General features: G+C 67.9%; 16 protein-coding genes. 1 reads left to right on the top strand and 15 read right to left on the bottom strand.

Annotated elements, in window-relative coordinates:
• Positions 1–431 precede the first annotated feature (431 nt).
• The 14 genes from BKK80_RS04560 to BKK80_RS04495 form a co-directional block, all read right to left on the bottom strand.
• A complete protein-coding gene (locus BKK80_RS04560) occupies positions 432–944 on the bottom strand; it encodes a lytic transglycosylase domain-containing protein (RefSeq protein ID WP_071037482.1) in 513 nt (170 codons plus the stop codon).
• 197 nt (positions 945–1,141) lie between these two features.
• Positions 1,142–1,885: a TadE family protein gene (locus BKK80_RS04555; RefSeq protein ID WP_071011149.1), complete on the bottom strand. Its 744-nt coding sequence runs from the start codon at positions 1,883–1,885 to the stop codon at positions 1,142–1,144.
• Entirely contained in the window at positions 1,870–2,232 is a 363-nt protein-coding gene (locus tag BKK80_RS04550; protein WP_071011148.1) for a DUF192 domain-containing protein, read from the bottom strand. The genes BKK80_RS04555 and BKK80_RS04550 overlap by 16 nt, the downstream gene beginning before the upstream one ends.
• On the bottom strand, positions 2,229–3,110 hold the full coding sequence (locus BKK80_RS04545) for a type II secretion system F family protein (RefSeq protein WP_071011146.1): 882 nt from the start codon (positions 3,108–3,110) through the stop codon (positions 2,229–2,231). Before BKK80_RS04545 ends, BKK80_RS04550 begins: the two co-directional genes overlap by 4 nt.
• Before the next feature lie 3 nt (positions 3,111–3,113).
• Positions 3,114–3,962: a type II secretion system F family protein gene (locus tag BKK80_RS04540; protein WP_071011144.1), complete on the bottom strand. Its 849-nt coding sequence runs from the start codon at positions 3,960–3,962 to the stop codon at positions 3,114–3,116.
• A gap of 9 nt (positions 3,963–3,971) precedes the next feature.
• Complete coding sequence (locus BKK80_RS04535) at positions 3,972–5,840, bottom strand: ATPase, T2SS/T4P/T4SS family (protein WP_071068640.1); 1,869 nt, start codon at positions 5,838–5,840, stop codon at positions 3,972–3,974.
• Between the two features lie 20 nt (positions 5,841–5,860).
• The gene (locus tag BKK80_RS04530) at positions 5,861–7,582 is read right to left on the bottom strand and encodes a type II and III secretion system protein family protein (protein WP_071068639.1); all 1,722 of its coding nucleotides are present in this window, start codon (positions 7,580–7,582) and stop codon (positions 5,861–5,863) included.
• A 12-nt stretch (positions 7,583–7,594) separates the two neighbouring features.
• The gene (cpaB, locus tag BKK80_RS04525; protein WP_071011139.1) at positions 7,595–8,629 is read right to left on the bottom strand and encodes a Flp pilus assembly protein CpaB; all 1,035 of its coding nucleotides are present in this window, start codon (positions 8,627–8,629) and stop codon (positions 7,595–7,597) included.
• Positions 8,630–8,647: 18 nt separating this feature from the next.
• Entirely contained in the window at positions 8,648–8,878 is a 231-nt protein-coding gene (locus tag BKK80_RS04520) for a hypothetical protein (RefSeq protein ID WP_071011137.1), read from the bottom strand.
• Positions 8,879–9,646 (bottom strand): hypothetical protein, encoded by a 768-nt coding sequence (locus tag BKK80_RS04515; protein WP_083383941.1) that lies wholly within the window; start codon positions 9,644–9,646, stop codon positions 8,879–8,881.
• Complete coding sequence (locus BKK80_RS04510; RefSeq protein WP_071068638.1) at positions 9,643–10,533, bottom strand: hypothetical protein; 891 nt, start codon at positions 10,531–10,533, stop codon at positions 9,643–9,645. Before BKK80_RS04510 ends, BKK80_RS04515 begins: the two co-directional genes overlap by 4 nt.
• On the bottom strand, positions 10,530–12,149 hold the full coding sequence (locus BKK80_RS04505) for a hypothetical protein (RefSeq protein WP_071068637.1): 1,620 nt from the start codon (positions 12,147–12,149) through the stop codon (positions 10,530–10,532). Before BKK80_RS04505 ends, BKK80_RS04510 begins: the two co-directional genes overlap by 4 nt.
• Positions 12,150–12,166: 17 nt before the next feature.
• Positions 12,167–12,463: a Flp family type IVb pilin gene (locus BKK80_RS04500; RefSeq protein ID WP_157903154.1), complete on the bottom strand. Its 297-nt coding sequence runs from the start codon at positions 12,461–12,463 to the stop codon at positions 12,167–12,169.
• A gap of 482 nt (positions 12,464–12,945) precedes the next feature.
• Positions 12,946–15,276: an IPT/TIG domain-containing protein gene (locus BKK80_RS04495; RefSeq protein ID WP_084545471.1), complete on the bottom strand. Its 2,331-nt coding sequence runs from the start codon at positions 15,274–15,276 to the stop codon at positions 12,946–12,948.
• Positions 15,277–15,606: 330 nt separating this feature from the next.
• On the opposite strand from BKK80_RS04495, the gene BKK80_RS04490 reads away from it, so the two are divergent.
• Complete coding sequence (locus BKK80_RS04490) at positions 15,607–16,500, top strand: hypothetical protein (RefSeq protein ID WP_071068635.1); 894 nt, start codon at positions 15,607–15,609, stop codon at positions 16,498–16,500.
• 156 nt (positions 16,501–16,656) lie between these two features.
• On the opposite strand, the gene BKK80_RS04485 is transcribed toward BKK80_RS04490, so the two are convergent.
• Complete coding sequence (locus tag BKK80_RS04485) at positions 16,657–17,805, bottom strand: GGDEF domain-containing protein (RefSeq protein WP_071037488.1); 1,149 nt, start codon at positions 17,803–17,805, stop codon at positions 16,657–16,659.
• Positions 17,806–17,847 lie beyond the last annotated feature (42 nt).

Here is a 17,847-nt window from a genome sequence, read left to right as displayed (position 1 = left end):
AGAACTGCGGCGTGTGGAAGTGCCACTTCAAGGCATGAAAACGATAGCGAAAGCCTCGCTGGAAAGGCATTGGACGAGTCTGAAAGTGCAGAGGATTTCGCTGCGAAGCGTCTTACGAAAAGACCGGTACCGACGGAGATTTGCCGCAGCACCGGCGCCTGGGCATACCTGCTGTCCAGCCGCGGCCTGCAAGGCATGCGAAGCCCGCGATCCGAGCGCCTCGGCGCCTTTTCCCAGCCCCTCGCGGCGAAGGGAACCATCAGACCGCTACGAATCCGCGGAAGCAGGCGCTCGGAAAAGGATGAGGAGAAGGGAAAGGGAGAGCGAGGGGGAAGACGAGAGGAAACGGTGCGCTGGCGGCGGGCGGAAGGAAGACCGGCGCAGGCCGGATTCCCAAGACGATGCGCCGACAGGCCGCCGCCGGACGACGGCTACCTGGCCCGCAGGTTCATGCGGTCATAGAACGCATAGCGCTCCATCACCATCGGCACGTAGGCCTGCGTCTCGGTGTACGGGGGGATCCGTCCGCCATGCCGTGCCACGGCCCCGCTGCCGGCGTTGTAGGCGGCCAGCGCCAGCGGCAGGCTGCCGAAGCGCTTGAGCAGCATGGCCAGGTGGCGGGCGCCGGCCATCACGTTCTGCCGCGCATCGTAGAGATCGGCCGCGCCGTGCTCCGCGCCGGTGGCCGGCATCAGCTGCATCAGGCCCGTCGCCCCCTTGGGCGACAACGCGCGCGGGTTGCCGCGCGATTCCACGTCGATCACGGCCATCAGCAGCGACGGGTCGACGGCGGTGGCGAGCGCGGCCTCGCTGATGATGGGCGCCAGGCGACCGATGCGCGCGGCCGTGGCCACGGCGGGCGGGCCCGCTAAGCCGCGCGGAGCTGACTGCGCGCCAATCTCCACGATCCGCGCCAGCCGCTCGTCCGGCTCCGGTTCGCGCATGGGCCCGACGCCCTCGCCCAGGCCACCGCGGATAACCTGAACCGCGCCCGATGGTGTGCCAGTCGTCGCACCGTGCGCACCTTGCGCAGCGGCAGCGGCCAGCAGTACGGCAAGCGCCCAGCGCGGCAGACGCCGGCCGCCGCACAGCTGCCGCACGCCGCAGGCTTGCCGTCCCGATTGCCCTCCCACCTTCGGCCTCACTTGCCACCCCGGAACGGCGACTGCATCCGCACCAGCGCCTCCGATTCGAGCGCCAGCGGCCAGCGGCCGGTTTCGATGCCGTCTTCCAGCTTCACCAGGCAAGGCGAATCGGGATTGGCGGGCCTGCCGTAGGGATCGCCCGGCTCCGCCGGTTCGCGCGTCAGAATGCCGCCGCTGCCGATATTGCCGATGACGTTGGCCACGTAGTAGAAGACCTTGTTGGCCAGTGGCACGTACATGTCGTAGCAGTACAGGGCGCGGATCTTGAGCAGGTTGGCATCCTGGATGTTGACGCCGGATTCCCGTCCCGCCCGCGTATTGCGGTAATAGAGCGTATCGTTGGCGATCTCGGTGAAGGTCTTCCCGTCGTAGCCGACCGGCTGGCCGAAGTCGCGCAGCATGGCAGGCGTCGGGCTGACCAGCGTGATCACGCTGTGCGCGCGCACGTCGGCTCTTGCCTTGTCGAAGGCGGCCTGGCTGCCGTCGGCATCCGCGGCGCGCGCGTACAGCGGCGCCAGGCCGCGCGCCAGGCCGATGCGCATGCTCTCCAGCGAACCGTGGTTGACGGCCCCCTCGCGCGCAGCCTGCAGCGTGGCGTAGTCGAGCGTCGCCTTGGCCTGGTAGAGCAGCGCGAACTGGAGGATGCCCAGGCAGAAGAACAGCAGCAGCGGCGCGATCACGATGAACTCGACCGCGGCCTGCCCGTGCTGCCGGGCGGGAGGCCTCAGATTGGCTCGCATTGCCGTTCCTCGAAGGCGAGCGTATCGCCGACCCGGATGCGGTGCCGCTCCGCCGCGCCTGCTGCCAGTTCGAGTACCTGCAGGGCACGTATCTTGAACAGCGCGCGGCGCGGTGGCACCTCATGCTGGATTTCCAGCACCTGCTGCTTGCGGTCGAGGAAGACCACATCGATGGCAAAGCGCATGCCGAAGGTATGCACCGCGCCGCATGGCCGCAGCAGCAGGCCGGCGTCGTCGCTCAGGCCGTCGCGGCCCAGCAGCCCGACCATGCGCTCGACCGAGGTCTGCGCCACCTCGACCAGCACCGGCGTGCTGCGGCCGGCAACGTTCAACAAGGTCAGCTTCACAGCAATCCCTCCTGCATGAATTTCATCACGATGGGGAAAGCCAGCACGATGAAGGTAATGGGAAAAATAAAGACCAGCAGCGGGAACACCAGCTTCACCGGCGCTTCCATGGCTTGCTTCTCCGCACGCTGGAAGCGCTCCACGCGACGCTGGTCTGCCTGGAAGCGCAATGCGGCGGCCATGCCGGAACCCATGCGGTCGGCCTGGATGACCACGCCGACGAAGTTGCTGATCTCACGGATCTCGACCCGCTCGTCGAGCCGGCGCAGCGCCTCGGTACGCGACAGCCCCGACTTCAGGTCGCGCAGCATGTGCTCGAACTCGCGCCGCAGCGGCCCGTCCGGCCCCTTCTCCACCGCATGCTTGAGCGCGCCGTTCAGGTTGAGGCCGGCCTCCACCGCCAGGGTCAGGAAGTCGAGATAGATCGGCAGTTGCTTGAGGATGCGGGCAACGTGGCGGCGGCGGATGTCGTGGACCCAGATGCGCGGGTAATACCAGCCCAGCAATGCCATGCCGAGCAGGATCCACGGCGAGAACGACGACAGCAAGACCATCGGCAGGATGCCCATCATCATGGCGATCAGCGTCGACAGGATGCGCAGCGCGGCGAACTGGCGCGGCGACAGCAGGAAGAGCAGGCCCGTCACGCGCAGCTGCTGCTCGATCCGGCTCAGCGTGCCAGGACGCACGAGGACGCCGAAATGGTGGTCGACGAAATTCACCAGGGGCCAGAGCGCGCGCAGCATCGGCGGCAGCGGGTCGAGGTAAAGGCGGTCTTCCGTCGGGACCGCGCCGGTCAGGCGCTTGATCGACAGGAACATAATGACCACGGCGGACAGGGATCCTGCCCCGATAAGAAAGGCGATCAGCAGCAGCATGGCTTACACATCGATATGGGTGATCTTGGTGATCGACTTGTAGCCGAGGAACTCCATCACCGCGATGACCGAGAGCGTGGCCCACCCCACTGGCTCCGAGAACAGCGGCACCATTGCCTCGGGCTCCATGTGGCGCAGCACCAGCATCATCAGCAAGGGCAGGCAGGTCATCACGATGCCCTGCATGCGGCCCTGTGCGGTGAGGGCGCGGATCTTGCCCTCCATCATCGACTTCTCGCGCAAGGTGCGCGCCACCGACTCCAGCGATTCGGCGAGGTTGCCGCCGACCTCGCGCGAGATGGCGATCGCCGCCGTGACCATCATGAAGTCCGCCAGCGGCACGCGCTTCTCCATGTTGCGCATGGCGATGCCGAGATCGACGCCCAGGCGCAGCTCACGCAGCAGCAGGTCGAACTCCTGGGAAACGGGCGGCTGCGCTTCCGCCACCACGCTCTCCAGCGCGATCGGGAAACTTGCGCCGGCACGCATGGCGCCGGCCATCATCAGCAGGGCATCTGGCATCTGCTGCTCCAGCATCTGCAGCCGGCGCTTGCGCATCCAGGCCATGTACTTGCGCGGCACCATGAACGCCATCGGCGCGGCCACCGCGGTAGCGAGCAGGTTGCCGGTGGCGACGAAGACGCCGAGCGGCAGCAGGACCACCGCCCCGGTGGTCCAGGCCAGCACCTTCTGGCGGCTGACGAAGACGAAGGTGTCGGCCAGCGAGGCGGCCAGTTCGCCGGCGACGTGCTCGGTACGGGAAGTGAATAACTTCTTGCCCTGGCTGATCAGGATCCAGCCGATCAGCAGGATGCCGCAGAAGATGACGGGCAGGACGACGGTCAGACTCATGGCAGCGCCTCACTCCCCCGTGTGGGTAAAGATATCCGTATTGACCGGGATGCCGCGACGCAGGAGATCCTGGTAGAAGTCCGGCACGTAGGACGTCGGCGTGAAGCGGCCCTGGATCTTGCCGTCGCGGTTGAAGCCCTCTTCCTTGAACACGAAGACATCCTGCAGCAGGATCACGCCGGACTCCATGCCGCTGACCTCGGTGATGTGCGTCACGCGGCGCGAACCGCACGAGAAGCGGGTCTGCTGCACGATGATGTCGATGGCGGAGCTGACCTGCTCGCGGATGGCGGTCACCGGCAGGTCGAGCCCGGCCATCAGGGTCATGACTTCGAGACGGGCCAGGCAGTCGCGCGGCGAGTTCGCGTGCGCGGTGGTCAGCGAGCCGTCGTGGCCCGTGTTCATCGCCTGCAGCATGTCCAGCGCCTCGCCGCCGCGGCATTCGCCGACCACGATGCGGTCCGGGCGCATGCGCAGGCAGTTCTTGACCAGTTCGCGGATGTGCACTGCCCCCTTGCCTTCCATATTGGGCGGGCGGGCCTCCAGCGAAACCAGGTTCGGCTGGGTGAGCTGCAGTTCGGCGGCATCCTCCACCGTGACGATGCGTTCGTCATCGGGAATGAAATTGGACAGCACGTTCAGCAAGGTGGTCTTGCCCGAGCCGGTACCGCCGGAGATGATGATATTGGCACGTCGCTCGACCGCCACCTCGAGGAACTCGAGCATATCGGGTGACATCGAGCCAAAGCGGATCAGGTCCTCGCCGACCAGCTTGCGCTTGGAGAACTTCCGGATGGTGATGTTCGGCCCCTTGAGCGCCAGCGGCGGGATCACGGCGTTGACGCGTGAGCCGTCGGCCAGGCGCGCGTCGACCATCGGCGAGCTCTCGTCGATGCGCCGCCCCAGCGGCGCGACGATGCGCTCGATGGCGCCCACCACAGCGCGGTCGTCGGTGAATATCACCGGGGTTCGCTGCAGCTTGCCGGAGCGCTCGATGAAGATCTCGTCATGGCAGTTGACCATGATTTCCGACACGGAGTCGTCGGCCAACAGCTCTTCCAAAGGGCCGAGTCCGATGATCTCGTCGAACACTGACTTCTTCAGCACCTCCAGAGGGATCTCCGGCACCTTGAAGCGCGGGTCGCCACCCAGTGCCTCGTCGAGCGTGGCGCCGACCGTTTCGCGCAGTTCCCGCTCATCCATGCGTGCGACGTTGAGCCGGCGCAGGTCGAGCGCGCCGATCACCTTCTGGTGGGCGCGCTTGCGCAGTTCAATGCCGAGCGGGCTGTTGATCGGCGCTACCTGCTGCGGTTCGGCGGACGGACTGGCGGTCGCGCGTCGGCGCGGCTGCACCTCGGTGGCGACCGCCGGCGACGGCTTGGCAACGCTTGCCGTGGCGCCGCTCGGCGCCACCGCCGGCGCTGGCGCCGGCAGGTCATCGGCCGGGCGTGGCATGGCAAAGGGGTCGCGCGGCAACTGCGGCGCGTCCCCTTGACCGGGGACGGCGCCGTTCAGCCGCGCGGCATAGGCCACCGCGTCGACGGTCCCGCTGGCTGGAGCCTGCGCGGCGGCCGCGGCGTGCGAGCGCGATGAGAAGCGCAGGACACGGATAGTGGCGGTACCGATCTCGATGGTGTCCGAGGCATTGAGCGGACCGTAGCGGGTCACCGGCTCGCCGTTGACCAGCGTGGCCACCATGCCGCCCTGGTCCTCGATGTAGTACGCGCCGTTCTCCAATGCGATGCGGGCGTGCACACGGCCGACCAGCAGCCCCTTGACGATGACGTCGCAGGATGCGTCCTTACCGATCACGCAGGCCTGGTCGAACTCGATCTCCTGCGGCGCCTCATTGCGCCGATTCACCTGGATAGTCAACATAGTCCGTTTCCTCCTGAGCGTCAGCGCATCGGCACGGCGCCGCCGCCGAGCACGTCGACCTGCTGCGGCATGCGCTTGGCGCCCCCCGGCAGCAAAGGCCGCTGGGCGCTACGCGCCTGCGGCTGCTCCTGCCCCTGGCGCACAGCAGTCACTCGTGCCTCGTCCGCGCTTGCCGACCGCGGCATGGCGCCATCGAGCAAGCGCGGCTTGATAGCGGCAATGCCCGCCGAGGTACCCGCCGGTTCGGCCGGCGCCGGTGCCGGTGCCGGTGCCGGTGCCGGTGCCGGTGCCTCCACGGGGGCCTGAAGCGGCGCTGGCGCGAACTTCCCGGCCTCTTCCACGGGCGCCGCCTCCACGGGCACCGCCTTGGCACGCTGGCCGTCCGGCTTGATGACCGACAAGGGGCTCGGATCGCCATAGCGGGATCGGTAGTTCTCGTCGATCTGGCTGGCGCGCGACATCAGCCCGGCGTTCGGCTCCTGCCCCGGCTGCGATGGATCGGAGATCAACGGCGTGACGAAGATCACGAGATCGCTCTTCTTGGCGCGGAAGTCGTCGGAGCGGAACAGCCGGCCGAGGATGGGAATCTGGCCCAGGAAGGGCAGCTTGGACGCCATGTCGGATGCATCCGCGCTGACCAGGCCGGAGATCGCCAGCGTCTCGCCCGCTCGGATGGACACGTCCGATTCGGTACGGCGCGTCAGGAAGCCGGGCATGCCGCCGTAGCTGACCGAGGGATCGATCTGGCTGATCTCGGTCTGCAGCTTGGCGGAGATCACGTTGTTCGAATCGACCACCGGGCTGATGTCCAGCTTGATGCCGTAGGGCTTGTACTGGATATCGATGGTGCCGAGCGCGCCGGCGCGCGGGATCGGCACCTCGCCACCGGCCAGGAAGGTGGCAACGCCACCGCTCTTGGCGTTGAGCTCGGGGGCGGCCAGGATATAGGCGTCGCCGTCGAGCACGGCAAGGTTGATGCGGGAAGCGAGCTGCGTCGAGATGCCGGCGAGGAAATAGCCGGTCCCCGACAAGGCGGCACTGGCCATGCCGGTGGCGATATGGCCCTGCCCGCCGATGTTCGGCCCGGCAATCTGCGTATCCCAGGCGATGCCGAGCTTCTTCTGTGCGGTGCGGGAAATCTCCACGATCTGCACCTTGAAGTGCACCGTCTTCTTCAGCGCATCGCCTTCCTCGATCGTCGTGGTGTCGATCACGTGCTCGAGGCCGTCGATCGCCGCCTTGATCAGCGGCAGCTTGTCGCGATGCACCGGTCCGGACAGCACGATATTGGGGCCGGTAGCGCTCACCCGCAGGCCGGGGATGTTGCCGAGCACCTGGCGCAACTGGGCCGCGTTTTCCTCGACGTTGGCCTTGGCCACACGCACCTTGGTCTCCAGGGCGACCCCCTTCTCCGTCCACACGATCAGCGAGGTCACGCCCGCCCCATCGCCCAGCAGCAGCAGGCGGCCATCGACCACGCTGGCCGACAGGATGCGGCCGTTGCCGACCGCGATGCGCTTGATGGTGCCGGGTATGGACAGCGTCCGGGCTTCGCCGCGGAACATCTCGAGCACACCCTCGGAGGTCTGCGTGAAAGCGGCGGGAACCGCCTGGACCCAGCCGGCATTGCCGGCCGCATGGGCCACGGGCAGCGACTGGACGATCAGTACCGCGGCGATGCACGCCGGCAGCAGGGTACCGCGGCGCGGCTGGCGCACCGGTTTCTTTTCTACGAATGACATGAGCGCGACTCGTTATCGGTTCTGACCCGGCGCCGCGCGCTCTTGCAATTGCTGCACGATGGCGTTCGCCTGGTCGACAAGGCTGTGGGTGGGCGCCTGGGGCGCGGCGGCGGGCGCGGCCGTGGATGGCGCGGAGGGTGCGGAGGGGCCGGTGCGGCGCGCCGGCTCGGCTTCGTCCGGCACGCGCATCATCTGGCGTCCCATGCCGCCGGCGATGATCTCCACCGCGCGCTCGGCTTCCCCACCCGCCGAGAACAGGTTGCTCTCGTTGAGGCCGGTGGGAACGGTGAAGCCTTCTTCATCCGCATTGCGTAACAGCAGGCGCAGTCCGCCGATACGCTGCGCCAGCGCCACGCGGGGCGCGTCCTCGACGGCGATCTGCACGGTAACCGTGTCGTAGTCCGTCCGGCGCCGGCCGTCCTGCTCGTCGAGCGCCTCGCCGGCATCGCGCGGGCGCACATCCTGGCCGACCGCCAGTACCAGCACGTTCGACAGCATCAGGCGGATCATGCGCGGCTCTTCCCGGCTCGCACCCTCGCTGTTCACGACACGTGGCGTGCCGGTCCAGTAGAGATCGACCCGGTCGCCGGGCTTGACCATCTTGGCCGTGGAGTTGATAGTGTCGATCTCCAGCGTCACCGCGCGCTGCCCGGGGGCCAGCCGATCGGAGAAGTCGCGCCCGCGCAGGGCCTCCACATCGGCGCGGCGCAGAGGCCTGCCGCGGAGCACGGGCTTGATCGTCTGCGAGGCCTCGAGCGCGGCGAAATCCTCCGCGCGCACCATGTCGTCATAGACCAGGTCAGGGGGAATCTCGCGCATGGCGAACACGCCCGACGCCAGCGAGGTGCCGGCTTCGATATCGCGCACCGGCACCACGACCTGGACGCCGGCCTGGCGCTGCTGCGCCATCGACTCCTTCAGTCGCTCCTCGCGGGCGGCGAGGTACTGGTAGGACAGGTAGGTCAGACCTGAGGCGATCAGTGCGGCAAACAGCAGCAACGCCCAGGGATTGCCAAGGATGGACCCGATCTTGATTTTTTTAAGCATAAGACTGGGCTGCCCCGCTCAGGGCAGCGACAAGGAAAAGCTGTAGGCTTGGAAAAAGGACTTCAGGGCGGTGATCAGTGCCTCTTCGGTCCAGGCGAAACGAAAGAACAGCAGGAAGCCGAACACGGTGCAGGACAGCAGCACGATGTACTCGGCATAGGCCTGTCCGGCCTGGGCCCGCGGTCCCGCGCACCTTGCATGGCCGGTGCGCCGGCGCGGCGCGCCGGATCGGGTTGCAACGAACGTCATTCAAAAACTCCGGATCACATTGACGACGGCCCGGCTCGAGGCGCCGCCGTCGGAGAACACCGCGTCGAGCCGGTCCTTGCCGCGCTGCATGGCCAGCGCATGGCCGTTCACGGCATTGCTGCCATCCAGCGCATAGGCCGGTGCCTGCGCAACCAGGCGCCAGCCCTCGCCGGCCAGCCGGCGCTGGTAGGCCTCCATGCCCTCCTTGCCGCGGCCGGGCACGTCCAGCACCCAGGTACGGCCCGTCTGCCGGATATCGCGGCTTTCGATATCGGACAGGGTGCGGCCACCGGCCGGCAGGGCGACCTGCTCCGCGCGGATCTGATGCTGGCGCGCGCGAGGGGTCAGGCGCGTCACACTCAGGATGCCCCGCACCGCCTCGGCCGTGGACTGCCGCGGAAGCTGCAGCAGGTAGAAGCAGTCTCCGTCGAGCGCGCTCAACGCCAGCGATGCACCGAGGCTGCGCCCCTTGGCCGGCACGTCTTCCCGCGACCAGAAGTCACGGAAGGCGGCCGACACGTCCTGCGAGGAGCCCGGCAGCGTCACGGCGGTCACCGTGCTCTCCAGGCCATTGATCAGCATGTCGCGCCCGACCATTTCGATGCGCTCCGGCGCGACCGGCTGCTTGTCGCAGCGCTCTTGAGCCGGCGCCGCGAACGGCAGCATCAACAAGCAGGCGGACAACAGTGCCTGCCGGCATGCGCCCCGCAGCCCTTCGACCGATTTCATGTCACGCATCTGCATGGCGTTCATCTGCATGGCGTTCATTGGCTCACCCGCTCGTAAGGCACCACGTCCGGGGCCAAGCGCCCGAACTGCAGATCGGCGATTTCAGGGGCATAGATGGCCAGTTGCCGGTACTGGCCCGGCTCCACCAGGTTGGCCCGGCTGGCCGGGACGGCCTGGGCGAACAGTGCCTGGTGGGAGTCCGTGCCCTCCGGCATCCACGTATTGCTCAGCATGACCGTGGTGTCGGTGAAGGTCAGCCCCTTGAAGGTCGGCCACAAGCGCACCAGCGCGGGATTGCGTGCGCCGGCATCCACCGATACTGCGGCGCGCTGCAGATTGCGGGTACTCAGGTTCATGCGCGCAACGACGGCGCGGCCGCGGGAGTCGTTGACCGAGCCGAAGGGCCCGGCGGTCTGCGCCCGCAGCGCTTCCGCGCCGGGATCGCGCACGTCGGACACCACGCGGACTTCGTCCGAGCGGCCGACCAGCGCCTTGCCGCTGTGGTCGTGCCACATGGCCTGCAGGTTCTTCGGCAGGGAGTAGCTCACCTCGCGGTCGGTCTTGCGCAGGGGCTCGCCGTTGGCCGTGACGACGCGGCGCAGGAACTCCGCCTTGAGCTCGATATCGTCCTTTCTCGCCGCCAGCGCGTTGGGGCCGTACTGGCTGTACCAGCCCTGGTCGGTCGCGGGATCCTCCCAGGCCGGCGGCCCGCTCTCCGGCTTGTTGAAATTGCCGTCGATCCAGAGGGTCCGTTCCCAGGCCGCGTAGCGGGAACCCATCAGCACCTTGTTGCGGACATCGTTGAGCTTGGCCAGCGAGACGATGGCGAGCAGCAGCACGCTCAGCACGAACACGGCCAGCACGACGAACTCGGCCATCGCCTGGCCGTGCTGGCCGGCGCGCAATGGTTTCTGCATCCTGATCATCGGCGCTTCCCGTCGTCCTGTGCCCCGCCGGCCTGCGCGGCGATCGCCGCCTGGCGCTCCGCGTCGCTGGTCGGTGCCAGCGTCGCCTGCCAATAGGGGCTGAAAAGGTTCGGATACTCGATCTTGGCATCGTCGCGCCGCCATCCCGCCGGCGTGACCAGCATGCCGGCCGCCTTGCCCACCAGGCCCGGCTCGTCGGGCCGGAGGAAATAGGCATTGGCGCTCGCCAGCGAGCGCATCACGCCGCCGGCGCTGCGGTCTTCGACGCGCATGCGTCCGCCACCGTTCAGGCCAGGCGTCTTGACCAGCGACGCGGCGCTGCGTTCGACCTCGATGGTGATACGCGGCGCACGGTTGGGCGGCAGGTCCCGCCCAGGACGCGAGCCGGCGCTGCCGCGCACTTCCATATAGGGCTGCAGCCCGCCATGCACCGCGTCGAGCGACTTGCCGGGCCCGGCCTGGAACTGGTCGGCGATGCCGCCCAGCACGTTGCGGCCGGGCACGCCGCTGCGATGGTCGCTGAAGTTGTAGTAGCCACCGTAGCCCTTCCAGTTGGCCGGCAAGGGGACTGGCATGACCATGTACGAATCCACGCCGCTGACGCGCAGCAGTTCGCCGTTGGCAGCGCCGCCGCGCCCGGTGGTCATGTCGAACGACACATTGCGCGGGTAGCCGAAGTAGACACATTCGATGCGGCTGCTCGCCGTGGTGGCATCGATCGCGGCCCAACCCTTCAGGTTCATGCGCAACTGGGTGCCACCCTTGTGCGAAGTATGGGTGACGATGCGCGAAGCGGTCGAACTCCAGCCACAGGCCCGGTTGGCGCTGTCATCGATCTGCTGGTAGCCGGGCGGCATGCTGCGCGGCGCGGTGCGGTCCTTGATGAAGCCGTCCAGCGTCTTGCCGTCGGTGGTGACCTCGGCAAAACGGTCGCGCACGTCGATGCCGCCCTGCTGCGGATCGAGCGTGATGGTGTACTGCTGCCACTCGGCCAGCTGCGCGGCATTGCGGGCGCTCGAGAAGTAGCCGCCGGTGACGTGGGTATCGCCCTGGTTCTCGCGGGCGACGAGGTCGGCCGTTTCCGGCACGGCCAGGAAGGTGGCCGCGTGGTAGTTGGCCTGGGCCAGGCTGAGCGCGTGGATGATCTTGTCCACGCCGGTGACCAGGGTAGGCATCAGGGCGTCAAAGGCTTCGCGCACCGGCCGGATCTGCTGCTTGCCCGCGCGCTTCGGTGAATTCCATTGTTCGGGATGGTCGGCGTACTGGTTGATCAGGGCGTCGAGGTCGGACCAGTCCCGGGTATAGGTGTTGTCCAGGTCGTCGATCCAAGACCTCAGGCTGACGGCCTGCGCGACGGTCACCTGGTTGGCCACCATGGCACGGTTGGTGTACGCGGCGAAGTTGTAGTCGCGCGCCTGCAGCACCGCTGCGCTGTAGGCGGCGGCGTCCGCGGTGTTCTGCAGCTTGATCTTGGCGGTCGTGCCCTGGAAGGCATGGAAGACCACGTAGACGGCCACGCAACCGGTCAGCAGGAAGGCCAGGGCGAAGGCCAGCGTCTGCCCGCCCTGGGAGCGGGCGACGCGGCCTGCCCTGCCCGGGTGGGCAGGACGATGCATATGAGCGATTGCTTGGCTTACTTGCCGCCGCCCACGTTGTTGTCGAGGTCGTAGTTGCCCAGGTTCTTCGTCTTTTCGGCGTTCGTCGCAGCCTTGCCTGCGTTTGCCTTCGCCTGGCTGATCTCGCCCGCGCCGCTCTGACCGGACATTTCCTTGGTCAGGCCCGCAGTCTGGTTACGGATCGTCTGGCCGAACAGCGAGTACACGCCGATCGCCGACACGGCGATCAGCGCGACGATGATGATGTACTCGGTCATGCCCTGGCCCTTCTGCTGCTTCAGGCTCTTCAAGGTGATATTGCGCAGTGGTTTCATGATGTTTTTGCTTGGACTATTGGAGGAATGAACAGGAAAGCGCTTGTGCGACACCGATGGAAAAGCTATCGGTTTGCAACCACGATATTAGGTAGCGGCACAAGGGATGCACATCAGACGCGTCCGGAATTTCGGAGGAATTGTGTGAGCCATTGCCGCACCGAGCGATGAACTTCGAGGGCCTTTCCCTATATCGCCTGCACAAGCGAGAAGCCGGCTGGAGGGCGATCCACCGCTGGTGTCCAGCGTCTTGGGTTCGTGGAAGAACTCAGTCTTTCGGGGATGTCGTGCGAGGCGAGGGACGATATGCGGGAAGGCTGGGGCCTTGCGAGCCCTCGTGGTGACGCATTGCGCGGCCCATCGGTGAACTGAGGGCGGACTCAGTCCGCGAATCTGTGATTCAGAGCATCAGGGTGCCGGCCTGCGCCGACACCCTGATGTGGGACCCATGGCGGGCCCGTGGTGGACCCTGCCATGAGCCCTTACGGCGTGATGCGTTCGAGCCGTCCGTTGAGGCCGTCGCTCAGACCGATGACGAGGCCGCGCACCGATTGCCCTCGCAGCGCTTCCTCCAGGCTGCCGCCGGTGCGGCTCACCGCGAGCGGCTTGAGGCCGCCCTCACCGTCCTGCCACACACTGAGCCAGGGCCAGCGCCGCGCATCCCAGGTCAGCGTCAGCTTGCCGTCGCGCAGCAGGTAGCTGCCCCAGTCGGTAGACGTGGCCCCCGGCCCCGGCCGCGCGGCCATCAGCGGGCGTGGCGCGCCTTGCGTGGCGTCGCGCGTCAGCAGCGGGCTGCCATCGCGCAGGACCCGGATCGAGCGGATGGCTTCGATGGGCGGCACGGCCAGCTCGAAGGCAAGCGCTGCCGCCCCCTCGCCGTGACTCAGGCCGACCGGGTGCACCGGATAGCGGAAGCGGCCGCCGGCCGCGTCGATTTCCACCACGAGGTCTCCCTGCTGCACGACCGCCTGCGGAGCGAGCGCCACGGTATCGGGCACGATCGGCATGCGCAGCAGCGGCGACAGCGTGGCCGCCACGCCATCCTTGCCGATACTGCCAGCGATGTAGAGCGCGTCGGCGGATTTTGCCGCTGCATCCTTGGCGTCTGCCGACCGTGTTTCGCGCGCCGCAGGCTTCTGGGACAGTGGCGCCGCCTTTTCGAGGTAGGCATAGGCGCCGCTATACGTGTAGTCCGAAACGGTCTTGGGATAGCTGTAGGACATCACGTCATACTGCTCGGCCGGGTCATAGAGGACGCGGTCGCGCAGCAGGTTGATCACCCAAGGACCGCCGAGACGATTGGCACTAATAGTGTGGTAAGGAAAGGCCGCATCTTCAAAGCTGTGCTCGCGGCCGAAGTTGTGGCCCAACTCATGCATCATCACACCGCCCGTGGCGTAGTCTTTTCTGCCGTACCAGCGGTGCGAGGCCACCGCCGTACGGCCGGGCGTCCAGCCCAGGCCGGTGCAGCCATCGCAGGGCAGCACGCCGAAATAGAAGTCGCTCCCCGTCGGCGCGCTGGCCTTGCGCAGGGCGCCGACAGCCCCGAGCCACGCCTCGCTGTCGTTCAGCCGTGTGCCAGGCTGCTTCAGCGGCGGCTCGACGATGAACTCCACTTCCGACAGCGGATAGAGCCCGCGCACATTGCGCTGGAAGGTGTCGAGATCCAGGTCGACCGTCTCGCCGGAATCGGGTTGGATCGGCACCAGGTGCAGGCGGATATAGGTACCGACACCTAGCACGCCGGCAGGCGGCTCATAGGCAAAGCGTGCGGTGACGCCCGGGAAGCGCTTCTCATTGGCCTCGACGTCGAGCCTCAGCCCTCGCTGCACCCACTCTCCCGGCAGCTCGTAGGTATAGCTGCCGGCCAGGTCGTCCTCGGCCACGGCCTGCGCCCCCAGCTTCGGCGGGCCTTTCATGGCCACGGTGCGCGTGCCGAGCGCATCGTTGCGTACGGTCAGGCGCACCTCCGGCTCGATCGTCTGCGCCCCGTCGCCGGGTTCCAGGCGCACCCGCACCAGCAACGGCTTGCCCGGCACCAGCCGCAGATAGCGGCTGGGCACGGCGCCACTGACGGAGTGCAGCTGGGCCTGCGCGACCTGCACGTCCGAAATCTTCACCGCCAGGCCCGTGCCGCCTACCTCCAGCGGCGCCACCGCGAAGCGGCGGTCCTTGGCATCGATCACCACGACGGAGCCGCTCGCCGCCTGCGCCGGTACGACGAAATCCAGCCACGTGCCGTCGGCCGCGGTGGCGCTGACCGCCACTGACTGGTCGCCGATGGCGATGCGCGTGGCCAGCTGCAGGTTGGCACCGCGCACACGCACCAGCTGGCCGACACTTGCCGAGGCGATGCTCAGCGCGACCGGCTCGGGCACGGCCTCGATGGTGAGCGGCTGCGCCCCGCTCGCTTCGGCACCATCCTCGCGCCGCAACGTCAGCGCTCGGCTGGTGTCGGCCGCCGCATGCGTGGACGGCAGCACGAAGGTTATCTGCGTGGCGGACTGGAACACGCCGTCGAGCGGCTTGTCGCCCCAGGACAGGCTGGTGCTGCGGGTAAAGCCTTCGCCGCTGATGGTGACGCTGGTGCCGGGCACGCCGGACTGCGGCGTGATGTCGTGCACGGCGAGCGTTGCGACATCCGGCCGGCCGCCGCCATCGGGCGCGGGCGTGACCGGAGCCGGGCCGGGGCCGGCCTGCGTGCTGGTGGAGCCGCCGTCGCCACCGCCACAACCATGCAGCATGACACAGGCCGCGGCGGCCATCGCGAGGTGCGCCAGCCTGGCGCGCCTGGGGGAGGGGAGGACGTTCATGGCGCATCGGTTCACTAAGTTGACGTCCGTGCAAATTAGCGAAGATGCGCCTGCATCAGATTAAGCGTTTTCTGATTTTTAGTAGGAAGTAGCTCCATCAATCGCATGCGCAGTCGGATGAGCAATCCGATACGAAATCATGGGCTCGACATCGCGCTCTCCCCGGTCGCGGACCGGCTCTCCGCCTGTTGGATGGCAGATATTGGCCTCCGCAAAATCAGACGAATCCCATGGTGGATAGACAGAACCTGCTGCTAGCATGGCCTGCATTGAAATCGACCGATCCGTGCGAGTGATGCGCGGACCTCTGCTTCGGGAGCCGGGACTCAAGTGTCCGCCACCACCTTTCCTCAGCTGTTCTCCACCTTGCCCCTGCCGCCGCCGTACGGGCCGGCGGAAGAGGTCACGCAAGCGTTGAACGCGATCCGCGCGGATGCGGTAGCGAGACACGAGTCGGCACGCCGCCAGCAGGCGCACAGGCGAAGCCAGCGGCGCCGGCGTACCCTGGTCCGCTATGGCAAGCTCGCCGCCCTTGCCGCGATCGCCGCTGCCCTCCTCGGCGGGGCCGTGGTCTGGTACCAGGACACGGAGCACCCGGCGGCCGAGGCGGCAATCGGCACGGCGGCAACTGCGGCAACCGGGGAAATGGCAGCAACGGCGGCAACGGCCGAACCGGCCAGCATCCCTGCTGCCCCGGTCACGCTGGCTGTGCCCCAGGAGACGGCGACGGCCGACGCCGCCATGGCCGCGTCCGCGCCAGCACCAGCACCAGCGCCCGCGCCAACGCAGGCACCTGTCACGGCCGGCGCTGCGGCAGCGGAAGTTCATGCGGACAAAGCCGCCACGCCCTCGCCCGGGCGAGCCGAGCCGCCTCCGGCGGCGGCCTCCGACAAATCGCCCTCCGCCAAGGCGGCGGTAGCGCCCGCGCCGCAAGGCACCACGCAAGCCATGCCGGCGCAGGCAGCCCCGCCCGCGCCGAAGGAAGCGGACGCGAGTGCGAAGGCATTGCCGGCAAGCAAGCGACCACGCGCCGCGCCCCAAGGCAGCCGGCCGGCCACGGTTGGTCATCCTCGCCGCGCCGCCGCACCGGCACTCGACGAGGAGGCCAGGCACGACAAGGCCCTGCGCGACAGCCTGGTCTCGGCCGCGCGCCTCTACCCCGACCTCCATAGGAACTGGCAGCGCTCCGGCGCCGTCGCCTACGCCCCGCTCGGCGAGCCTTGACCTGATGCGCCCACGGTGCGCCGGACTGGCGCGGTCCACGACCTAGCACAGCGCAGCAGTTGGCTGGATCGCTTCCTTCGGCCGGACAGGGGAAGTCCGTCTCTCCTGCCCGCGGATGGCGGCTGGCCGACCGGCTTCGCGTGTCCAGGCGCGGCGCTACGCCGTGCCAGCCATGTGGAAACGCCCCTTGCCGCGCGCCTTGGCGGTGTATAGCGCGCGATCTGCGGTCTTCAGCACGGCATCCGCGCTCTGGCCATCGGCCGGCACCGGCGCGATACCGATGCTGACGCCGATGACCGCCTGCACGCCACCGTGCAGCTGGTAGGGCGCGCCGATCTCCACCAGCAACCTTCCTGCCAGCGCCCGCACCCCATCGTCACCATGGCCGGCGAGCAGGATCACGAACTCGTCGCCGCCGATGCGCGAGACCTGCGCGCCGGCAGGCACGGCAGCGCGCATGCGCACTGCCACCTGCTCCAGCAGGTCATCGCCGCAGCCATGCCCGTAGGCATCGTTGACCGCCTTGAAGCCGTCGAGGTCCAGATACAGCAACACCGGCCGCACCGCCACCGCGCGGCCGCGCCGCATGGCGGCGCCGATCTCCGCCAGCAGGCTGGCACGATTGAGCAGGCCGGTCAGCGAGTCGTGGCGGGCGCGATAGGCATTTTCACGCTCTGACTGCATGGTGGCGACCACCATCGCGTTCAAGCGAAAGGACGCGCTGGTCATGCTGGCCACGTAGACGGGCAACTGCACCAGCGTCAGCAGGAACAGCGGCTCGCGCGCGACCACCGCGCCCAGGCAGCAGGGCCCGAGCGCCAGCAGGATCATCAGCCCGGCCATGCGCGGCGCGCCGAAATTACGGAAACAGATACCGCCGACCATGGCGGCGGAGGACAAGCAGGCCAGCGCGGCCGCCAGCCAGTCGCCGCTGGTGATACTGAGGAAGGTCCCCAGCCCGACGCTGAACGCCCACGCCAGGCTGAGCAGGATATGGATATCGGTATGCGTCGAGCGGCCGGCGCGTGCGCGGCGCGAGGCTGACAGCAGCACGCCGATACGCGCGACGCAGATCAGGCATTCGAGTGCCAGCCAGGCGAAGAACTGCGGACGCTGGAGATGCCAGGCGATCAGGGCCGCCACCAGCAGCGTGTTGACGACCCCGCCGACGAAGATGGAGAGTGTGCCGAACAGGCTGCCGATCAGGGCATGCCGGATCTCGTCCGGGACATCGGCGTCGATCTTCACCAGCCAGCGGGTGAAGCGCCAGCGCGGCAGCGTGAACGTCTGGTTAAGTTCCGGCATGGGAGGTCGGGGACGGCATGGCCGGACGATGCCTTCCGCCTT

Origin of the sequence: Cupriavidus malaysiensis (assembly GCF_001854325.1) — a bacterium.
GTDB lineage: Bacteria > Pseudomonadota > Gammaproteobacteria > Burkholderiales > Burkholderiaceae > Cupriavidus > Cupriavidus malaysiensis.
The sequence above is the reverse complement of the archived record's forward strand: the minus strand, read 5'-3'. Positions and strand labels throughout refer to the sequence as shown.